The following is a 19,096-nucleotide window of genomic DNA, read 5'->3' on the forward strand; positions in this document are numbered from 1 at the left end:
TCGGCTGCGTTCGAAGGTTTCGGGTTCGACAGCCAGCAGCCAGTCGCCGCGCGACACATCCACTTCCCGGTCCAGCACCAAGCCGGCGCCGTGCCCGGCCCCGACCGCGCCGGGTTGGCGCGCATGGCGCAATACCTGTGCCACCACGGCAGTCTGCCCGCTGGGCAGGATTGAAACTTTTTGCCCCACCTGCGCGCTACCGGTGGCAACACGGCCCCAGAAAATGCGGCGTCCCTGGGAGGTGTCGCTGGACGAGGAGAACTTCTCCACCCATTGCACCGGAAACGTGAGGGGCAGGGTACTCTCGGTGGCGGTGCCGGGCAGTTGCTCCAGAAGTTCGAGCAGGCTCGGACCGTCGTAACGACACCAGCCGCGCGCGGACGCCACCACGTTGTCACCCTTGAGTGCCGAAATTGGCACGATCGCGGTTGCGCGAATGCCCGCTGCGGCGGCAAATGCCTGCAACGCATGAGTGATGTTGCCAAACGCCAGCGCCGCCTGACCCGCGGTCTCCGGTTTGGCCGGGTCTTCCAACGCATCGAGCTTGTTCACGGCAAACACGATGGAAGGCACACGCAGCAGGTTCACCAGCAGCGCGTGGCGCCGGGTCTGGGGCAACAGTTCCAACGTTTCGGTTTGCCATTGAAGTTTGGTGGCGTCCACCAGTACCACCGCAGCGTCGGCGCTCGATGCTGCCGTGACCATGTTGCGGGTGTACTGCTCGTGGCCCGGTGCATCGCCAATGATGAACTTGCGCCGGGCGGTGTTGAAGTAGCGATAAGCCACATCGATCGTGATGCCTTGCTCGCGCTCGGCCGAGAGGCCATCGGTGAACAATGCCAGATCGGCCTCGCCGCTCTTGGAGACGTTGGCCAACTGGTCCCGCAACACCGAACGGCTGTCCACCAGCAAACGTCCAATCAGCGTGCTTTTGCCGTCGTCGACGGAACCGCAGGTGATGAATTTCAGCGCCGATTGAGTGTCTATTTGACCTCTGGCATCGGTCGAATTTGCGTAAGCAGCCATGGAAATAGCAGCGCTCATCAGAAGTACCCATCTTTCTTGCGCTTCTCCATCGAAGCCTCGGAGGTTTTGTCGTCCATGCGGGTGGCGCCGCGTTCGCTCACGTCGGCGGCCAGTGTCTCGATCACGATCTCGGCGGCGCTGGCTGCCGTACTTTCCACCGGGCAGGTGCAAGTGATGTCGCCCACGGTGCGAAAACGCACGTCGCGACGCTCCACTGTTTCGCCCGCGCGTGCCGGCGTCAATTCGGTAACCGGTACCAGCAGGCCTTTGCGTTCCACCACATCCCGCTGATGCGAGTAATAGAGTGAGGGCAGGGCGATTCTCTCGCGCTCGATGTACTGCCATACGTCCAGCTCGGTCCAGTTGGAGATCGGGAACACGCGGAAATGCTCGCCCGGTTGCAGCCGGGTGTTGAACAGGGTCCACAACTCGGGCCGCTGGGCTTTCGGTTGCCATTGACCAAAGCTGTCGCGGTGCGAGAAGATGCGTTCCTTGGCGCGGGCTTTCTCCTCGTCGCGGCGGGCTCCGCCAATCAGTGCGTCAAAGCGGAATTCGTCGATGGCTTCCAGCAGTGTGACGGACTGGTGCACGTTGCGGGATTCGCCCGGATGTGCCAGGCGCACGCTGCCGCGTTTCATCGAGTCCTCCACGCTGCGCACGATCAGGTCAGCTTCCAATTCCCTGGCCCGTGCATCACGGAAATCGGTCACTTCATGGAAGTTGTGCCCGGTGTCTATCATCAACAGCGGGTAGGGGATGCGGCCGACACCAAAGGCTTTCTCCGCGCACTTGAGCATGACCAGCGAGTCCTTGCCACCCGAGAACAGCAAGGTGGGACGTTCAAACGCAGCGGCCACCTCGCGCAGGATGAAGATGGTTTCCTCTTCCAGGGCATCCAGGTGTGCATTGCTCAGGTGATCGGGGCGCTGCGGATGGAGCACGGGCTGGAGCAGTTCGGGTTCGGTACGGGCGTTCATGCGGGAGCTTTCTCAAGGATGCCGGACGGTGTGACATGCAGGCCGCATTCCTTGGCGGTCTCGTTTTCCCACCACCAGCGGCCAGCCCGAAAATCCTCGCCCAGGCTGATGGCACGGGTGCAGGGGGCGCAGCCGATACTGGGGTAAAACTGATCGTGCAGCGGGTTGTAGGCAATCTTGTGGAGGGCAATGAAATGCCAGACATCGCCCCAGGTCCAGTTGGCCAGCGGGTTGAATTTGACGCGGGCTGCGTCAGACCGGTCGATCAGCGGTACTTCCGCGCGTGCACCCGATTGCTCGCGGCGCAGGCCGGTGATCCAGGCGCCCTTGCCGGCCAGGGCGCGCGCCAGCGGTTCCATCTTGCGAATTTCGCAGCAACTCTTGCGCAAGGCGACGCTCTTGTACATCGCGTCTTGGCCCTCTGTCTTGACGAACTGCAGTACCGCTTGGTCGACCGGCCTAAAAACCTCCACCGGAGCGCGGGACGTGGCTTTGAGGCGGGCCAGCAAGTCCAGTGTCTCAGGGTGCAGCATGCCGGTTTCCAGCACAAAGATGCCAATCTCCAGTTGCAGCGCGTTGATCAGGTGGCTCACCACCATGTCTTCCGCACCCAGGCTGGATGCCTGGCTGATCCGTGGTGCGCTGCCGCTAGTCAGCGCTGCATGGTCGCGCGCGGCTTGTTGCAGCACAGCGCTGGCCTGCGCCAGCTTGGCGTCAAAGTTGTCGGATGCGCGAGCGTGGAGTGCAATCGCGCTCATGCGGCAGTTCCCGTGCTGCCGGCGGTTGCTGCTGCGGCGAAGTGGGGCAGGCTGGCAACAGCGTCGCCCTGGTAAAACCCCTGGTAACGGTCAAACTGACGTTGCGCGAACTCCGGATTCTGGTCCGCCCGCAACACGGCGGCATCAAAACCGCAGCGCCGCATCTGCACCAATTGGTCTATCAAAACGTCGCCGGTAGCGCGGATTTCGCCCTTGAAACCGAGTCGACGGCGCAGCAAAAAAGCCTGGCTGAAAGCGCGGCCATCGGTGAATTTCGGAAAGTCCAGGTCGATCCGATCAACCCCTGCCAGCGGCAGGCAGCGGGGATCCGCGTCATTGGCAAGTTCGATGACGTTCAGGCCTTCAGACCCTGCGACATGTGCGTTGGCGGTTATCAACTTCATGGTTTTGTCTCTCTCAGGCAAGTTCGGCTTCGGCCCATTGGCGCGCGCCGTTGGCGGCCACTTTGAACGCTTCCATGCCGATGCGGCGCAAGGTGGCGATAAAAGTCTCGTTGCCCTGGCGCTCGCGCCGGTAGGTGTCCAGCACGGCTTCGATCACGTCGGGCACTTCGGCCGCGCCAAATGAGGGACCGACGACCTTGCCGGCGACCGCCGCACCACTCAGCGTGGAGCCGTCCGAGCCGCCCAGCGACACCTGGTACCACTCGCGGCCGTCCTTGTCGACGCCCAGAATGCCGATGTGGCCGCTGTGATGGTGGCCGCAGGAGTTGATGCAACCGCTGATGTGCAGGTCGATTTCGCCCAGGTCGTGCAGTTCGTCCATATCCTGGTAGCGCTCGCTGATGGCTTGTGCGATCGGAATCGAACGGGCATTGGCCAGGCCGCAGAAGTCGCCGCCAGGGCAGGCAATCATGTCCGTCAGGAGGCGGATGTTGGAGCGCGCCAGACCGGCCTGGCGCGCCGCCTGCCACAGCGCTGGCAACTGGTCGGCCAGCACCCAGGGCAGTAACAGGTTCTGGTCGTGCGTGACGCGGACCTCGCCGGCGGAAAAAAGATCGGCCAGCGCGGCCGCGGTCTCCAGTTGCTCTGCAGTGGCGTCGCCGGGCGCGTAGCCCAGGCGCTTGAACGACAGGGTGACGGCGCGCAACTGGGGGTTTTTGTGGGGTGCCACGTTTTGCTTTAGCCAGCGGGCGTAGTCGGTCTTTTCACTCTCGGACAAAGCGGGCGCTTGGGTGGCGGAAGTTGCCACCGTCGTGGCCAGACGAGGTGGCACAAACGATGCCGTCACCCGGTCCAGTTCGGCCTGGCCGATGGTGTGCGGCGCTCCGTCGAGGTCAAGGATTTGCTGGTATTCGGCTTCGACTTCATCGATGAAGCGCTGGCCTTCGGCCTTCACCAGGATCTTGATGCGGGCTTTGTACATGTTGTCGCGCCGACCCCAGCGGTTGTAGACACGCACTACCGCTTCCAGATAGTTCAGCAACTGGTTCCAGGGCAGAAAATCGCGAATGCTGCTGGCAATCACCGGCGTGCGGCCCATGCCGCCACCGACCAGCACCTTGAAGCCAATCTCGCCCGCGGTATTGCGTCGCAGATGCAGGCCGACGTCGTGCCAATGGGTCGCGGCGCGGTCCTCCTGAGCGCCCGAGACGGCAAATTTGAATTTGCGCGGCAGAAAGGCAAACTCCGGATGCAAGGTGCTCCACTGACGCAGGATTTCGCAAAACGGGCGCGGGTCCACGATTTCGTCCACCGCAATGCCGGCGCGCTCGTCGCTGGTGATGTTGCGAATGCAGTTGCCGCTGGTCTGGATGCCGTGCATGTCGACCGAGGCCAGCAAGTCCATCACATCGGCGCTGCGGTCCAGCGCGATCCAGTTGAACTGGACGTTTTGACGCGTGGTGAAGTGTCCGTAGCCGGTCGGCAACTGGACCGTACCCAGCTTGGCTTGGGCGGCTTGCGCCGCTTGATAAACCTGCGCCTCGGGTTGGTCGTAGTCGCGTGCTATTTTGGCCAACACGCGCAACTGGCGGCTGGCCAGCTCGCCGTACGGCACCGCCACGCGCAGCATCGGTGCATGGCGCTGCACATACCAGCCGTTTTGCAGGCGCAGCGGACGGAAATCGTCGTCGCTGAGCGAGCCGCTCAGATTGCGTTCAAGCTGGTCGCGGTATTGTGCGGCGCGCTGGCGGACAAACTGGCGGTCAAATTCGGTGTATTGGTACATGGTTCAGGACGGCCAGAAATTTTCAGGAAAACGAATAGGTTGAAGTTGGCATGCACCAGCCATGGGGTGCGGATGAACCAGCGCCGGTCGAATCAACCGGCTTTGGCAGGCGCGGAGTCATGCCTTGCTGCTGACTCTAAGGGCTTGTCCTTATATTGCAAACTACATTTTCGTGATGTTTATATGCAATATTCATCTATGATACGACAAGGGGTACTTCATCAGCCAAGCCAGCGACCCAGCATGGTGTTTTCAATGACGGTGCTGCAAGCTTCGGCGTCAACCTGCATGCAGACCTGGGTGAAAGAAGGGTCCAAGTGCCCGCTTGCCTTCGGATGGTGCGCCGGCTCCTTGCGACTCATGAGGGTTTGCCCCAGCGCCGGACCAGAGGTCGCCACCCGGACCCGTCCTCGCTCCAGCGTGAACAGTTCCGGGTTGACCAGGTAGAGGAAGGCCAGCACGTCGTGCCCAAAACAGCCATGAACCCGCGCCACATGGGGGTGCCGACCGCTGTAGTGCTTGGCGTAAAAACTGACCGCATGGTGCAGCGTGTCGGTGGCCACATGGCGCTGCTGGTCGGCAATTTTCTTGAACAATGACAGCGGCAGGATGACCCGATGCGTCACATCCAGTCCGACCATGGTGAGCTTGTTCCAACCGGCCTGAAAAACATGCTGGGCAGCGTGCGGGTCATTCCAGATGTTGGCCTCGGCCACGGGCGACACATTGCCAGGCTCCAGCAGGGTGCCGCCCATCAGGACGACTTCGCGCAGCAAGCGCGGCAACCTGGGTTCCAACCGAAGGGCCAGACTGAGGTTGCCCAGCGGACCGACTGCCACCAGCGTGATTTCACCCGGCCGGGCGCGCGCCATGTCGACCATGAACTGCGCCGAGGAGCGCCGGTCAAACCGGCCTTCGACCGGCAGGCGTGTCGGTAGGTTGCCCAGCCCATCGGTGCCGTGTATGTGGGCCGGCGGTACAGGCTTGGGCCTGCGCAAGGGCCTTGCCGCGCCTTTTGTGACAGGGATATTCCGGCCGGCGAGGGCACTCAGATAGACGGCATTGGTGGCCGCTTGTTCCACCGTGACGTTGCCAAAAGTCGTGCCGATGCCCAGCACGTTGATGGCCGGGTGAGCCAGTGCGAAGTACAGCGCCATGGCGTCATCGACGCCGGGGTCGGTGTCGTAAATGACTTGGTAGGGCGTGTGGCTCACTGGAGTACCTTCGTGCTGCGCACTGCGGTGCGAGCTTGCTTGGGGACGGCCCGGCGCGGCGCTCATGGGGACTGTGGCGCAGCAAGATCGAAGCCGACAATTTTCCTGAGCGCCGCGTTTTGAGCCGGCGTGGCGACTGTCTGGGCGGCCAGAAAGTCGGCCACTTCGGCGGCCGTGGGAATGCTGGCTTGCGCGCCCGGCCGTGTGCAGGCCAAAGCCCCCGCGGCGCTGGCCAGGCGCAAGGCCTGCGGCAGATCTTTTCCGCGACTGAGCGCGGCCACCAGAACGCCGCAGAAGGTGTCACCGGCGCCCGTGCTGTCGACGCTGCTTATGTCGAAAGCGGTGTGACTGAAAAACACACCGTCCGCGCGGGCCCAACAACCCTGCCGTCCCAGCGTCACCACCACCCAGGGCACGTCGATCCGCGCCAGACACTGTGCAATATCGCCTTGGTGTTGGGCGACGACGGCCAGTTCGCCCTGGTTCACGATCAGGAGGTCAACCAGAGCCAGCAACTCCCGGCTCAGTTCTTGTGCCGGCGCCGCGTTGAGAACCACGGTCACACCTTGGGCGCGCGCCTTTTTGGCATAGGCCGTGACGCTCTCAAGGGGAATTTCCAGTTGCAGCAAAAGGTGGGTGAATCCGTCCAGCGGCGGCAGGTCGTCGGCACCAAGGGCCAGGTTGGCGCCCGGGGCCACGGTGATGGCGTTTTCCGCATCGTCAGACACACAGATAAAGGCTGTACCCGTGGCTTGCTGTTTGACGCGCACGATCCGCATTTGCACGCCGGCGGCTTCCAGGGAGGCTTCCAGGGGTGCGGCAAACGCATCCTCGCCCAGCGCCAGCAACATGCATGTGGGCACGCCTCCGGCACGTGCGCATGCTACCGCCTGGTTGGCGCCTTTTCCGCCGGGAAAGGTCTCGAAGCCTCGTCCCAGTACCGTTTCACCGGGCGCCGGAATGTGCGGCGCTCGGACGACAAAATCGAGATTGGCGGAACCGGCAACAAGAATCATGGCGAAATCGACTCGGTAGGCACTGACGAGCAAAGCGCGTCCAGCTGTTGATTATGAGGAAAAAATCGGCTGCCGTTGCGTATCGGCCTGCTACAGTGCAGGGCGTTGGAGGGTTTATGAAGCAGGTTATTGCAGTTTTCTCACTCATGCTGGCGGCGCTCGCTCAGGCCCAGGGCGGCCCCATCAAAATCGGGGAAATCAACAGCTATTCCAGCATGCCGCAGTTCACCACACCGTATCGGCAGGGCTGGCAATTGGCGGTGGAGGAGATCAATGCCGCCGGGGGGCTACTGGGTCGCCGGGTGGAAGTCATCGCGCGCGACGATGGCGGCAAGCCGGAGGAAGCCCTGCGCCATGCGGTGGAACTGACGTCGAATGAAAAAGTCGATGTGCTGGCGGGCGGTTATCTCTCCAATGTCGGTCTGGCACTGGCCGATCACGCCGCCAAGAACAAACGCCTCTACGTTGCCAGCGAGCCCCTGACCGACGCGATCGTGTGGGAAAAAGGCAATCGCTACACCTTCCGCCTGCGCCCCAGCACCTACATGCAGGCGGCCATGCTGGTGGAACAGGCGGCCAAGCTGCCGGCCAGGCGCTGGGCCACCATCGCGCCCAACTATGAGTACGGCCAGAGCGCCGTGGCCAGCTTCAAGGAGTTGCTCAAGGCGAAACGACCGGATGTCGAGTTTGTCGCGGAACAGTGGCCGGCACTGGGCAAACTCGATGCCGGAACCACCTTGCAGGCGATCATGCAGGCCAAGCCGGATGCCATTTTCAACGTCAGCTTTGGCGCCGATCTGGCCAAACTGGTACGGGAAGGCAATCAGCGCATGGTCTTTCCGAAGACGCCGGTAGTCTCCATGCTCTCGGGCGAGCCGGAGTACCTGGACGTGCTGAAGGACGAAACACCGCGCGGCTGGATCGTCACGGGCTATCCGTGGGACCAGATTGACACTCCCGAGCACGCCTCATTCGCCGCCAACTATTACAAGAAATTCGGTGAACAGCCCAAAGTGGGTTCGGTGGTTGGCTATGCCACCATGCAAGCCATTTTTGCCGCCATCAACAAGGCCAGAAGCACTGACAATGAAAAACTGGTGCAAGCAATGCGTGGCCTCAAGTTCAGCACCCCTTTTGGCAGCGCCGAGTTTCGCGCGCTGGACCAGCAATCCACCATGGGGGCTTTCGTCGGTAAACTCGACCAGCGCGGCGGCAAGGGCACTATGGTGCAATGGCATTACGCCGATGGCAAAGCTTACATGCCGTCAGATGCCTATGTGAAAGCGCGCCGGCCAACTGCAGCCATGAACTAGCTCGCCGATTTGATCAACCCGGCATTTTGAAGGTCTGTCCTCCATGGGACCCAGTGTTTACGTCAAGGTTATAGGTTTCCGGGATGGCGAGCGTCATGCCCTCAATACGCTGTTCAGGCTATCGACTGGGCGCTCGACCTCCTACCGGCTGTGGACCCCGGAAGCCCCTGTGGCACCTCATTTGGCGATGATTGATCTGGAGGCCTGCGCGGGCAATCTGGCGCCGACCTTGCGGGGACTGAATTCCAACCTGAAGATGATTTGCGTCGGCCATGGTGCGCCGGCCAATGCCTGGCACACGTTTCAGCGGCCACTGCATTGGCCCGCCGTGGTGAAAGTCATGGACAGCCTGTTCGATGCCAGCGGAAAACTTGGTGCCGAGATTGACTTTGGTGACCACGACTTGGCGCCCGAACCGCCTCCCAGTCCCAGTGTGTCGCTGCTGGTTGACCCGTCGCGGGAGGATCGTTTGTATCTGCGGGCGCGTCTGGCACTGGCCGGGCTTACCGAGGTTGATGAATCCGAGACCGGCGCGCAAGCCCTGGAACTGGCGAAAAATCGCCGCTACGACCTGGTGATTGCGGGGTTGGAACTGCCCGACATGGACGGCTGGGTGCTGGTTCGAGAGTTCATGCGGCTGGAGCCGGCCATTGGCAGTGTGGTTGTGAGCAGCACCGACAAGTCCTGGCCTGTGCGCGAACAGGCCCAGGCGAGCGGCTGCCGCGGCCTTCTTGAGAAGCCTTACGACCCCTTGAAGGTGATTGAACTGCTCAAGCCATATAGCTATGGAGCGCTGGGCGGCACATAGCCCTGTGCGGCATCGGCGCCGCTGCCAAAGAAGTGATTTTCCATCTGACGTGCCAGGTACTGGCGCGCCCTGGCATCCGCCAGATTCAGCCGATTTTCATTGACCAGCATGGTCTGGTGCTTGAGCCAGTCAGCCCAGGCTTGCTTGCTGACGTTGCTCCAAATGCGTTTGCCGAGTTCGCCCGGATAGGTTGGGAAATCCAGGCCTTCAGCCTCTTTGCCAAGTTTGATGCATTTCACAGTGCGTGCCATTTGGAACCTTTTCCGAATTCTTATAAAAGGTCTAACTTTAGCAAGCTTTCGCGTGTCCGGCCCACTGCGCTAAAATCAGGGCTATGGCAAAAGCTGACACCAAAACAAAAATGCTGGCCGATGGCCTGCGTTACAAATCCAAAGTATCGGGGTCTCCGTTCACCGCGGCGACATCGTTTGGAGCCGCGACCATGTCGTGCTTTCTCTGTGGCAAGCACAGGGCGCGCTCGCAGATGGTCACGCGCAAGATACTTGGAAAATCCCAAGCGGTATGTTCACCGTCCTGCAAGGCGGCAGACGAGGCCGCTGCCTGACTTCCTGATACTGCCGGTTTCCTGCCGATGCAGGAACTTTATTCCTGGGACCGCCACTAACCACTGGACGCTTTGTTCAGTGGTTTTCTTGTTAAAGGATATTGATGATTTTCAAGACTGTGACGGACTGGCTGGACCGTTCTCCACGTGCCATCTTCGCGCTCATCGTGGTGGTTTGCATCGTCATGCTGGCCTTTGGCCAGTACTTGCAGCACGTGGTGGGCCTTGAGCCTTGCCCGATGTGCATCGTTCAGCGCTATGCAGTTGTCTTGGTGGCCTTGGTCGCCGGATTGACGGCGACGAGCGGGAAAAAAGGCGTCCATCTTGGCGGCGCCATGCTGCTGCTGCCAAGCGCCGGCTTCGGTGCCTATGTGGCAGCCCGGCAAAGCTGGTTGCAGTGGCATCCGCCGGAAGTGGTGAGTTGCGGACGCGATTTTTACGGAATGATAGAAACCTTTCCACTACAACGTGCCATCCCCATGATTTTCAAGGGCAGCGGCGATTGCAGCAAGGTGGACTGGACCTTTCTGGGCGGCTCCCTGGCGAACTGGGCGTTTTTGTTTTTCTGCGCTTTTGGGGTGCTGGCGTTGACATTGATCTGGCGTCAGGCCGGACGCCGCCACGCCTGATCTCTCAGGCAAGGCCCAGCTTTTTCACCAACACCTGACTTTTCCGGTCCCAGTTGTATTTGCGCTTGCGTGCCTCGGGCAGCCAGTCTGGATCGACCAGTATGAAGCCACGTTTGAGAAACCAGTGGGCGGTGCGCGTGGTCAATACAAAAATACTGTCCAACCCGGCGGCCCTGGCGCGTTGCTCGATGCGCTTCAAGACACGTTCACCGTCGCCTTGACCCTGCACCTGCGGTGACACGGTGAGTGCCGCCATCTCGGCGCTGCGGGCCTCCGGATAGGGGTACAGCGCGGCGCAGGCAAAGATCACGCCATCGTGCTCGATCACCGTGTAGTTGCCAACGTCGCGCTCGATTTCGGTGCGGCTGCGCTTGACCAGGGTACCGTCTTTCTCGAACGGTTCTATCAGTTGCAGGATGCCACCGACGTCGTCCACCGTGGCTTCGCGCAGGCTCTCCAGTTTCTCGTCCACCACCATGGTGCCTATGCCATCGTGCACGTACACCTCCAGCAGGATCGAACCATCCACTGCAAAGGGAATGATGTGGCTGCGCTCGACGCCGTTTTTGCAGGCCGTAACGCAGTGCTGCAGGTAGAACGCGGTGTCGCTGGGCTGGCTCGCGGCGGGCAACTCGGACAGCAGCTTTTCGGCTGCCGCCAGCGGTAATTCGGTATCGATCGGGTTGTCTTCGCCCTCGGCTTGCTCCGGGTGGATGCGAATGCCCGGAATCTCCGTCACGAAAATAAGTTTGTCGGCTTGCAGAGCCGTCGCCACCGAAGTGGCGACTTCCTCCATGGTCAGGTTGAAAGCCTCGCCAGTAGGCGAAAAACCAACCGGCGAGAGCAGTACCATGGCGCCGAAATCAAGGGTTCGCAGGATGCCGGCGGTGTCCACCTTGCGCACCACCCCCGAGTGCTGGAAATCCACCCCGTCAACGATCCCGACCGGTCGCGCGGTAAGGAAATTGCCCGAGATCACCCGCACCGTGGCACCGGCCATGGGCGTGTTGGGCAGGCCCTGGCTGAAAGCGGCTTCGATTTCATAACGCAGTTGACCTGCTGCTTCCTGCGCACAATCCAGGGCTACGCTGTCGGTGATGCGCATGCCGTGCGAATAACGCGACGCATGGCCTTTGGCTTCGAGCTGTTCATTGACTTGCGGCCGGAAGCCATGAACCAGAATCACTTTCACGCCCATGCTCTGGATCATGGCCAAATCCTGCGCCAGATACTGGAGCTTGCCGGCGGCAATGGCCTCGCCCGCAATACCCACTACAAAGGTCTGATTGCGAAACTTGTGGATGTAGGGCGCCACGGAGCGAAACCAGGGCACGAAAGTGAAATTGAAAACTGAGGACATGCGAGGGAGCGAGTCTGGTTGAGGGCGTCAGGGCAGGGATAATCCCCGATTCTCTACGAAGTTACTGCCTTGACTGCCACGCCCCTCCAAATCGAGTTCCCTGAATCGCTGCCCGTGTCGGGTAAACGCGACGAGATCATGGCTGCGCTGCGGCAGCATCAAGTGATCATTGTTTGCGGCGAAACAGGGTCTGGCAAGACCACCCAACTGCCCAAGATTGCCCTGGCGATGGGACGCGGCAAGTTGAACTATCCGGCCTTCAATAAAGATGGCTCGCCGGCGCCAAGGGGCAAGTTGATTGGCCACACGCAGCCGCGCCGCATTGCCGCCAGCAGCGTGGCAAAACGCATTGCCGAGGAACTCAAGACGACGCTGGGCGATGTCGTGGGCTACAAGGTGCGATTCCAGGATCGCCTGAGCCGTGATACCTCGGTCAAGCTGATGACCGACGGCATCTTGCTGGCCGAGACGCAAACCGATCCGTTGCTCAAAGCCTACGACACCCTGATCATTGACGAGGCGCATGAACGCTCGCTCAACATCGATTTCCTGCTGGGTTATCTGCGCCAGATCCTGCCGCGCCGGCCCGACTTGAAGATCGTGGTGACGTCCGCCACCATCGACGCCCAGCGTTTTGCCGATCACTTTGCGGGTAGAAGCGGTCCAGCGCCGGTCATCATGGTTTCGGGCCGCATGTTTCCGGTGGAGCAGCGCTACCGCCCCTTTGAAGAGTCGCGCGACTACGATCTGAACGACGCCATTGCCGACGCGGTGGACGAGTTGTGGCGCGACGTCCACAACAGCGGCGACATTCTGGTGTTCCTGCCCGGCGAGCGTGAAATCCGCGAGGCCGCCGATCATTTGCGCAAGCACCTGAGTCACCAGCCGGTGTTTCGCAATGCCGAAGTGTTGCCCTTGTTTGCCCGCCTCTCGCAAGCCGAACAGGACCGCATTTTCGACAGTCACAGCGGGCGGCGCATCGTGCTGGCGACCAACGTGGCCGAGACCTCGCTCACCGTGCCCGGCATCCGCTACGTCATAGATGCCGGAACCGCGCGCATGAAGCGCTACAGTTTTCGCAGCAAGGTGGAGCAACTGCTGGTCGAGCCGATCAGCCAATCGTCAGCCAATCAGCGGGCCGGACGCTGCGGCCGGGTCGCCAACGGTATCTGCATCCGGCTCTACGACGAGAAAGACTTCAGTGGCCGGCCCCGCTTTACCGATCCGGAAATCCTGCGCAGTTCGCTGGCCGGTGTGATTCTGCGCATGAAGTCCCTGCACCTGGGGGTGGTGGAGGAGTTTCCGTTTATCGAACGCCCGTCCGGGCGCGCCATTGCCGATGGTTATCAGTTGCTCAATGAATTGGGTGCGGTGGACGATGCCAACGAATTGACGCCGATGGGCCAGGAACTGGCGAAGCTCCCGCTGGACCCGCGTGTCGGCCGCATGATTCTGGAAGCCAGGGAGCGCGGCGCGCTGGACGAAGTGCTGGTGATCGCCGCGGCACTCAGTGTGCAGGACGTGCGCGACCGGCCGCTGGAGGCGCAGCAGCAAGCCGACCAGGCGCACGCCAAATTCGATGACGAGAAGAGCGAGTTCAGCGGTTACCTGAAACTGTGGAAGTGGATCAACGATGCAAAAGGGGTCGGATCCCGATTACCGGAGCCTGCCGCGCGAGTGGCTGGCTCGGTAGATCGGGCTCTGACCCCTTTTGCATCGCACAAATTGTCGAATCGCCAATACGAGCAGTTGCTGCGCCAGAACTTCGTCAACCTGCGCCGCGTGCGCGAGTGGCGCGACATCCATTCGCAACTGCACACCGTGGTGGCGGAGCACAAATGGCGGCTCAACACACTGCCCGCCAGTTACGAGCAATTGCACCTGTCAATGCTGTCCGGCTTGCTGGGTAACGTCGGCTGCAAGGTGGAGGCCGAATCGACACAGGGCGACTACCTGGGCGCGCGCGGCATCAAGTTCTATCCGCATCCCGGCGCGCACCTGGTGAAGAAGCCGGGCCGCTGGATTGTGGCCGCCGAGCTGGTCGAAACCACGCGCCTGTTTGGGCGTGGCATTGCCGCCATAGAGCCGCAATGGCTGGAGCAGGTGGGCGGCCATTTGTTGAAGAAGCAACTGCTGGACCCGCACTGGGAGAAGAAGGCCGCCGAGGTGGTGGCGCTGGAGCGTGCCACCTTGTACGGCATCGTGGTGTACAGCGGACGGCGCGTCAATTACGGCCGGGTCGATCTGCCCGGAGCGCGCGAAATATTCATCCGCCAGGCGCTGCTGGACGGACAGTGGGAGACCAGGCTACCGTTCCTGGAGGCCAACCACAAGCTGATCGCCAAGGTGGAAGACCTGGAGCACAAGGCGCGCCGGCAAGACGTGCTGGTCGACGAAGAGCTGATTTTTGCTTTCTACGATCAACAACTACCGGCCGACGTCTGCAGTGGTTACAGTTTCGAGAACTGGTACCGCGAGGCAATCAAGAAGAATCCGAAGCTGCTGCTGCTGACCCGTGAGGAACTGATGCGCCACGAGGCGGCCGGCATCACCACCCAGTCGTTCCCTAAAACAATACGCCTGGGCGGCGTCGATTGTCATTGCGCTTATCTGCACGAACCGGGTGATGCCAAAGACGGCCTGACTGTGACGGTACCGCTGTTTGTGCTGAACCAGGTGAACGAGGAACGCTGCGAATGGCTGGTCCCCGGCATGCTGAAAGACAAAATCCAGGCCCTGCTGAAAACCCTGCACCAGCGGCCGCGTTCAAGGCTGGTGCCGCTGCCCGACAGCGCCAGCAAAATGGCCGAGGCGCTGAATGTGCCTGAAACCTTCGGCCACGGATCCCTGCTTGACGCCGTGCTGAAACTGGTACGCCAGGCGACCTCGCTGGACCTGGTGCGCGCCGACCTCAAAATCGACATGCTGGCGCCTCATTTCTTCATGAATTTCAGGGTGGTGGACGAGCATGCTCGCCAGCTCGGCAGCGGTCGCAACCTGGGCGCCTTGAAAGCCGAGCTGGGCGCCCAGGCGCGCGGCGCGTTTCAGGCGTTGGCCGGGCTGAAACTGGCGCGAGACGCAGCTGCCTTCCCGGCTGGCAAGGAAGATCAGCCGGTAGCCCGCCAGCACAGCTCGAAAGAGGCGCAGAGAAATGTTGCAACGCCGGCGACGCCAGCCGGTCAGCGTTACACCGCATGGACTTTTGGCGAGCTGCCCGAACTGCTCGAAATCCAGAAAGGGGGCCAGACCCTGATTGGCTACCCGGCACTGATCGATGCCGGTGATGCGGTCACGATTGAAGTGTTCGACGAGCCCGCTGTGGCTGCCGCCAAACACCGCGCCGGCTTGCGCCGCCTGTTTGCGCTACAGATCAAGGAGGCCCTCAAATACCTTGAGAAAAACATTCCGGATCTGCAAAAAATGGGGACCGCCTTCATGCAGTTGGGTAAGGCGGCGGATGGGTCAGGTGGCGGCACCCTGGAAGAACTGCGCGAACAGATTGTGGCCGTGGCGCTGGAGCGCGCCTTTCTGCTGGAGCCCTTGCCGGGCAACGAACTTGAGTTCAAGCGCCGCTTGGAAGAGGGGCGTGGCCGCCTGACCCTGATCGCCAATGAAGTGGCGCGGCTGGCCGCCACCATCCTGACCGAATACGCCGTCGCCGCGCGCAAGATCAAGGACAGCAAGAACGCGCCCGACGCCAGCGCGGACGCTGCCCGGCAACTGGCGCGTCTGATGCCCAAGCGCTTTCTTATCCAATCGCCGTGGGGTCCGCTGCAACACTTCGCGCGCTACCTCAAAGCCGTCACCGCCCGGCTCGACAAATACCGCGCCGACCCGGCCCGCGACGCCGCCCGTCTGGCCGAACTGCGGCCGCTGGAGCAACGTTACTGGAACCTGGTGGCCGAGCGCAAGGGCGTGCTGGATGAGCGCTTGCAGGAATTCCGCTGGCTGCTGGAAGAGTTGCGCGTGAGCTTCTTCGCGCAAGAACTGCGCACGCCGCAACCGGTCAGCGTCAAAAGGCTGGAGAAAGCCTGGGCTCAGTTCAGTTAGCGGGAGCAGACCCAGGGAAAGGTCTATAGCTTCGCCAGCCGGTCCAGCGCGGCCATCAGCGTTTCGTCCTTCTTGGCAAAGCAGAATCGCACCACGCGTTGGTCAAATCCATTGCCATAAAAGGCCGACAACGGAATCGCCGCCACGCCAATCTCGCTGGTGAGCCATTTGCAGAATTCGGTTTCGCCCAGGTCGCTTACCTCGGCGATGTTGACGCACTGGAAGTAGGTGCCTTCACCGGGTAGCAGCTTGAATTTGGTGCGCTCCAGACCGGCACGGAACAGATCGCGCTTGCGCTGGTAAAAAGCCGGCAACTGCAGATAGGGCTGCGGGTCGGCCATGTAGGCGGCCAATCCGTGCTGGACCGGGGTATTGACGGTGAACACGTTGAACTGGTGGACCTTGCGAAACTCCGCTGTCAGGCTGGCCGGTGCCGCCACATAACCCACTTTCCAGCCGGTCACGTGGTAGGTTTTGCCAAAGCTGGAGACGATGAAAGCGCGTGCTGCCAGACCCGGAAAACGTGCCGCACTTTGGTGTTGTTGACCATCGAACACCATGTGTTCATAGACTTCGTCGCTGATCAACAGTACATTGGTGGGGGCCAGGACTTCCTGCAGGCGCAGCATGTCCTCAGCAGTCCAGACAGTGCCGCTCGGGTTGTGCGGCGAATTGATGATGATGGCGCGGGTTTTCGGCGTGATGGCGGCTGCGATTCGGTCGAAGTCGGGGCGGAAAGTGCCGGGCGTCAAGGGTACTCGCACCGGCGCGCCGCCGGCGAGTTCAATGTTGGGCACATAGCTGTCGTAGCACGGCTCCAGCACGATCACCTCGTCGCCCGCATGAACGACCGCCAGAATGGCCGTGATGATGGCTTGCGTGGCACCGGCTGTGACGGTAATTTCGGTTGCGGCGTTGTATTGGCGACCATGCAGCGCGGCTATCTTTTTGGCAATCGCTTCCCGCAGAACCGGCACACCGGTCATCGGCGGATACTGGTTCAGTCCCTGCTTCATGGCTTCGGTCACGGCATCGACCAGTTGAGGGTCGCAGTTGAAGTCGGGGAAGCCCTGGCCCAGATTGACCGCATTTTTTTCTGCCGCCAAGGTCGACATGACGGTAAAGATGGTGGTGCCAACGGCGGGCAGCTTGGTTTGAAGGGCAGGGGTTTGCTGGGTGTTCATCGCAGGGTCAAAGGGGTTGAGGACTGAGCTTGTGCAGCTGCGGTCTGGCTCGCAATCTTAAAGCGTTGGGGACAGAGCTTGTTCACTTCGTGTAACTGCGGTCTGTCCCGCAAAATTTTACAATTCATAATCATCCACATGCCCGACCATGGCGCGGGCGACCAGGGCCCGGCTCAACCGGTCACTCAGCAACTCGGCCAGCTTGTAGACGAAATTTCTCAGGTAGGCGCCGCGTTTGAAAGCGACCCGAGTGACATTCTGGCCGAACAAATGCCCGGCCGGGCGCACCAGCAAATCGCTCTTGGCACCATCGGCCACCACGTCGCGCACCGACATTTCAGCGGCAATGCCTACTCCCAGGCCAAGTCGCACATAGGTCTTGATCACATCCGAATCAATCGCTTCCAGCGCAATCCGGGGTTCCAGTTTGCGCGTGGCAAAAGCATGGTCAATCTTGGTGCGTCCGGTGTATGAGGGGTGGTAGGTAATCAAGGGCTCATGCGCAATGTCTTCCAGTGTCAGGTGCTCTTTCTGGCCCAAGGGGTGGCCCACCGGCAGCACCAGCACGTGCTGCCACTCGTAACACGGCAGGGTTACCAACTCCGCGTAACCCGCCAGCGATTCGGTCGCCATGCCAATCTCTGCCACTTCGTCAATCAGCATCCTGGCCACCTGTTCGGGCGAGCCCTGATGCAGGCTGACGTTGACCTTGGGGTAGGCCAGGCGCAGCTTGGCGACCGCTTCCGGCAACACGTAGCGGGCTTGCGTGTGCGTGGTGGCGATGGACAGCGTGCCACTGTCTTCGGCGCTGTATTGCTCGCCAATGCGTTTCAGGTTGCCGACTTCGCGCAGGATGAGATCAATGCTTTTGAGAACCGCCTGACCCGGTTCGGTGACGCGTTTGAGGCGTTTGCCATGCCGCGCAAAAATCTCGATGCCCAGCTCTTCTTCCAGTTCGATGATGGCTTTCGAGACTCCCGGCTGAGAGGTGTGCAGAGCCTTGGCAGCTTCAGTCAGATTGAGGCTGCGGCGAACGGCTTCTTGTACAAAACGGAATTGGTGCAAGTTCATATCAAATTTCAGCTAACAGTGAAATTTATTATGCCTTAGTCACATATTCGTACCTGCCGTGGATTCAGGAAAGTGCAATTTCGGCCATCAGTTCTATCATCCGTGCCTCTTCGCCCAGGGCCGGCCGCAAATCGAACACGATTGCTGGATGATTGGCCTGCAAGCCAGTCATCAGAATCGGCAAGTCGTCCCGCGCATGCCGGCCCATGCCAAGGAACAGAGGCAGCACCGTGATGGAGGCAACGCCCCGTTTCGCAAGCAGGGCGGTGGCGTCGGGCAAATCGGGCGCCGTGGCTTCCAGATAGGCGCAGCAGACTTGGGTAGCCGGGGCGAGTTGCCGGATACGCTGGGCCACCGCCTCAACCGGTCTTTGCCACGAGGGATCGCGCGAGCCATGGGCCAGCAGGATGATGCCGTGGGTGGCACCGGACGGCACCAACAGCGCATGGTCCTTGCCCCGCTCGGCCTTCATCGTCTGAAAACCAGCCAGCCGAAGGCCGTCAGGGACAGCAGCGAGTAGATCATGCCCGGAAGCGCAGCGGTCAGCCAGGGTTGCCAGTTCTGCAGGTTGCCCATGTAGCCAAAAACGTTGTTCAGCAAAAAGAAGCTGATTCCTGCCATGACACCACCGAAGACATAGCCGGTAATACCGCTGGAGCGGAAGTGAAGGTAGGCAAAAGGCAGCGCCAGCACCACCATCACCAGACAACTCAAGGGGTAAAAAACCTTCTTCCAGAACTCGATCTGGTAGCGCTGCGCACTCTGTCCATTGGCATCCAAATGCTGGATGTACTGAAACAGGTCAATCGTGCTCATGCGTTCCGGTTTCAGCAGCGCTGCCGACACCATCTCGGCACTGATTTGGTTGGGCCATCGAAAGCTGTCCATCTGGGCCCGATCGACACGCGCGGTAGCCGAATCTCGCGCCGGGAATT

18 protein-coding genes are annotated in these 19,096 nt (G+C 61.1%); 5 read left to right on the forward strand and 13 right to left on the reverse strand.

All coding sequences use genetic code 11. The annotated features are described in order from the left end of the window. From PHS32_RS22680 to PHS32_RS22710, 7 genes are all read right to left on the reverse strand, one after another. Positions 1–1,044 (reverse strand): GTP-binding protein (locus PHS32_RS22680; protein ID WP_301081720.1); only part of this gene is annotated, 1,044 nt, incomplete at its 3' end. Then, positions 1,044–2,003: a sulfate adenylyltransferase subunit CysD gene (gene cysD, locus PHS32_RS22685; protein WP_301081721.1), complete on the reverse strand. Its 960-nt coding sequence runs from the start codon at positions 2,001–2,003 to the stop codon at positions 1,044–1,046. The genes cysD and PHS32_RS22680, both read right to left, overlap by 1 nt. Continuing rightward, positions 2,000–2,761, reverse strand: coding sequence for a phosphoadenylyl-sulfate reductase (locus PHS32_RS22690; protein WP_301081722.1), 762 nt, complete (start codon positions 2,759–2,761; stop codon positions 2,000–2,002). Before PHS32_RS22690 ends, cysD begins: the two co-directional genes overlap by 4 nt. Further along, positions 2,758–3,165 carry a DUF934 domain-containing protein gene (locus PHS32_RS22695; protein ID WP_301081723.1) on the reverse strand — a complete coding sequence of 136 codons (408 nt, stop codon included), beginning with the start codon at positions 3,163–3,165 and terminating at the stop codon, positions 2,758–2,760. The genes PHS32_RS22690 and PHS32_RS22695 overlap by 4 nt, the downstream gene beginning before the upstream one ends. Positions 3,166–3,178: 13 nt before the next feature. Further along, a complete protein-coding gene (locus PHS32_RS22700) occupies positions 3,179–4,951 on the reverse strand; it encodes a nitrite/sulfite reductase (RefSeq protein WP_301081724.1) in 1,773 nt (590 codons plus the stop codon). A gap of 221 nt (positions 4,952–5,172) precedes the next feature. Then, entirely contained in the window at positions 5,173–6,165 is a 993-nt protein-coding gene (locus tag PHS32_RS22705; RefSeq protein ID WP_301081725.1) for a nucleoside hydrolase, read from the reverse strand. 62 nt (positions 6,166–6,227) lie between these two features. Next, positions 6,228–7,181 carry a ribokinase gene (locus PHS32_RS22710; RefSeq protein WP_301081726.1) on the reverse strand — a complete coding sequence of 318 codons (954 nt, stop codon included), beginning with the start codon at positions 7,179–7,181 and terminating at the stop codon, positions 6,228–6,230. 116 nt (positions 7,182–7,297) lie between these two features. Between PHS32_RS22710 and PHS32_RS22715 the strand changes: the two genes are divergently transcribed. Together PHS32_RS22715 and PHS32_RS22720 are read left to right on the forward strand one after the other, a co-directional pair. Then, a complete protein-coding gene (locus tag PHS32_RS22715; protein ID WP_301081727.1) occupies positions 7,298–8,494 on the forward strand; it encodes an ABC transporter substrate-binding protein in 1,197 nt (398 codons plus the stop codon). Positions 8,495–8,537: 43 nt separating this feature from the next. Continuing rightward, the gene (locus PHS32_RS22720) at positions 8,538–9,302 is read left to right on the forward strand and encodes a response regulator (RefSeq protein ID WP_301081728.1); all 765 of its coding nucleotides are present in this window, start codon (positions 8,538–8,540) and stop codon (positions 9,300–9,302) included. Here PHS32_RS22720 and PHS32_RS22725 read toward each other — a convergent pair. Further along, positions 9,278–9,553, reverse strand: coding sequence for an oxidative damage protection protein (locus PHS32_RS22725; protein ID WP_301081729.1), 276 nt, complete (start codon positions 9,551–9,553; stop codon positions 9,278–9,280). The two genes, PHS32_RS22720 and PHS32_RS22725, sit on opposite strands and share 25 nt — an antisense overlap. A gap of 83 nt (positions 9,554–9,636) precedes the next feature. Here PHS32_RS22725 and PHS32_RS22730 point away from each other — a divergent pair, with 83 nt between their 5' ends. Continuing rightward, positions 9,637–9,867 carry a hypothetical protein gene (locus PHS32_RS22730; RefSeq protein ID WP_301081730.1) on the forward strand — a complete coding sequence of 77 codons (231 nt, stop codon included), beginning with the start codon at positions 9,637–9,639 and terminating at the stop codon, positions 9,865–9,867. Positions 9,868–9,971: 104 nt separating this feature from the next. Continuing rightward, complete coding sequence (locus PHS32_RS22735) at positions 9,972–10,496, forward strand: disulfide bond formation protein B (protein WP_301081731.1); 525 nt, start codon at positions 9,972–9,974, stop codon at positions 10,494–10,496. Positions 10,497–10,500: 4 nt separating this feature from the next. Here the strand turns inward: PHS32_RS22735 and argA are convergent, their stop codons facing one another. Beyond that, a complete protein-coding gene (gene argA / locus PHS32_RS22740) occupies positions 10,501–11,856 on the reverse strand; it encodes an amino-acid N-acetyltransferase (RefSeq protein ID WP_301081732.1) in 1,356 nt (451 codons plus the stop codon). 69 nt (positions 11,857–11,925) lie between these two features. Here argA and hrpA point away from each other — a divergent pair, with 69 nt between their 5' ends. Continuing rightward, complete coding sequence (gene hrpA / locus PHS32_RS22745) at positions 11,926–15,906, forward strand: ATP-dependent RNA helicase HrpA (protein WP_301081733.1); 3,981 nt, start codon at positions 11,926–11,928, stop codon at positions 15,904–15,906. 23 nt (positions 15,907–15,929) lie between these two features. On the opposite strand, the gene PHS32_RS22750 is transcribed toward hrpA, so the two are convergent. The 4 genes from PHS32_RS22750 to PHS32_RS22765 form a co-directional block, all read right to left on the reverse strand. Next, a complete protein-coding gene (locus tag PHS32_RS22750; protein WP_301081734.1) occupies positions 15,930–17,090 on the reverse strand; it encodes a pyridoxal phosphate-dependent aminotransferase in 1,161 nt (386 codons plus the stop codon). A gap of 117 nt (positions 17,091–17,207) precedes the next feature. Next, positions 17,208–18,161, reverse strand: a complete 954-nt coding sequence (locus tag PHS32_RS22755; protein ID WP_301081735.1) for a CysB family HTH-type transcriptional regulator — start codon at positions 18,159–18,161, stop codon at positions 17,208–17,210. 64 nt (positions 18,162–18,225) lie between these two features. After that, a complete protein-coding gene (locus tag PHS32_RS22760) occupies positions 18,226–18,633 on the reverse strand; it encodes a CbiX/SirB N-terminal domain-containing protein (RefSeq protein ID WP_301081736.1) in 408 nt (135 codons plus the stop codon). Further along, positions 18,630–19,096, reverse strand: a 467-nt coding sequence (locus PHS32_RS22765; RefSeq protein ID WP_301081737.1) for an LptF/LptG family permease, incomplete at its 5' end; no start/stop codon positions are given. The genes PHS32_RS22765 and PHS32_RS22760, both read right to left, overlap by 4 nt.

Source organism: Rhodoferax sp. (assembly GCF_028714215.1).
Lineage (GTDB): Bacteria > Pseudomonadota > Gammaproteobacteria > Burkholderiales > Burkholderiaceae_C > Rhodoferax.

Bases quoted from the DNA above. Each gene is read 5' to 3' on its own strand.
- cysD (WP_301081721.1), bottom strand. From the start codon at position 2,003: ATGAACGCCCGTACCGAACCCGAACTGCTCCAGCCCGTGCTCCATCCG.
- PHS32_RS22690 (WP_301081722.1), bottom strand. From the start codon at position 2,761: ATGAGCGCGATTGCACTCCACGCTCGCGCATCCGACAACTTTGACGCC.
- PHS32_RS22695 (WP_301081723.1), bottom strand. From the start codon at position 3,165: ATGAAGTTGATAACCGCCAACGCACATGTCGCAGGGTCTGAAGGCCTG.
- PHS32_RS22700 (WP_301081724.1), bottom strand. From the start codon at position 4,951: ATGTACCAATACACCGAATTTGACCGCCAGTTTGTCCGCCAGCGCGCC.
- PHS32_RS22710 (WP_301081726.1), bottom strand. From the start codon at position 7,181: ATGATTCTTGTTGCCGGTTCCGCCAATCTCGATTTTGTCGTCCGAGCG.
- PHS32_RS22715 (WP_301081727.1), top strand. From the start codon at position 7,298: ATGAAGCAGGTTATTGCAGTTTTCTCACTCATGCTGGCGGCGCTCGCT.
- PHS32_RS22720 (WP_301081728.1), top strand. From the start codon at position 8,538: ATGGGACCCAGTGTTTACGTCAAGGTTATAGGTTTCCGGGATGGCGAG.
- PHS32_RS22725 (WP_301081729.1), bottom strand. From the start codon at position 9,553: ATGGCACGCACTGTGAAATGCATCAAACTTGGCAAAGAGGCTGAAGGC.
- PHS32_RS22730 (WP_301081730.1), top strand. From the start codon at position 9,637: ATGGCAAAAGCTGACACCAAAACAAAAATGCTGGCCGATGGCCTGCGT.
- PHS32_RS22735 (WP_301081731.1), top strand. From the start codon at position 9,972: ATGATTTTCAAGACTGTGACGGACTGGCTGGACCGTTCTCCACGTGCC.
- argA (WP_301081732.1), bottom strand. From the start codon at position 11,856: ATGTCCTCAGTTTTCAATTTCACTTTCGTGCCCTGGTTTCGCTCCGTG.
- PHS32_RS22750 (WP_301081734.1), bottom strand. From the start codon at position 17,090: ATGAACACCCAGCAAACCCCTGCCCTTCAAACCAAGCTGCCCGCCGTT.
- PHS32_RS22755 (WP_301081735.1), bottom strand. From the start codon at position 18,161: ATGAACTTGCACCAATTCCGTTTTGTACAAGAAGCCGTTCGCCGCAGC.
- PHS32_RS22760 (WP_301081736.1), bottom strand. From the start codon at position 18,633: ATGAAGGCCGAGCGGGGCAAGGACCATGCGCTGTTGGTGCCGTCCGGT.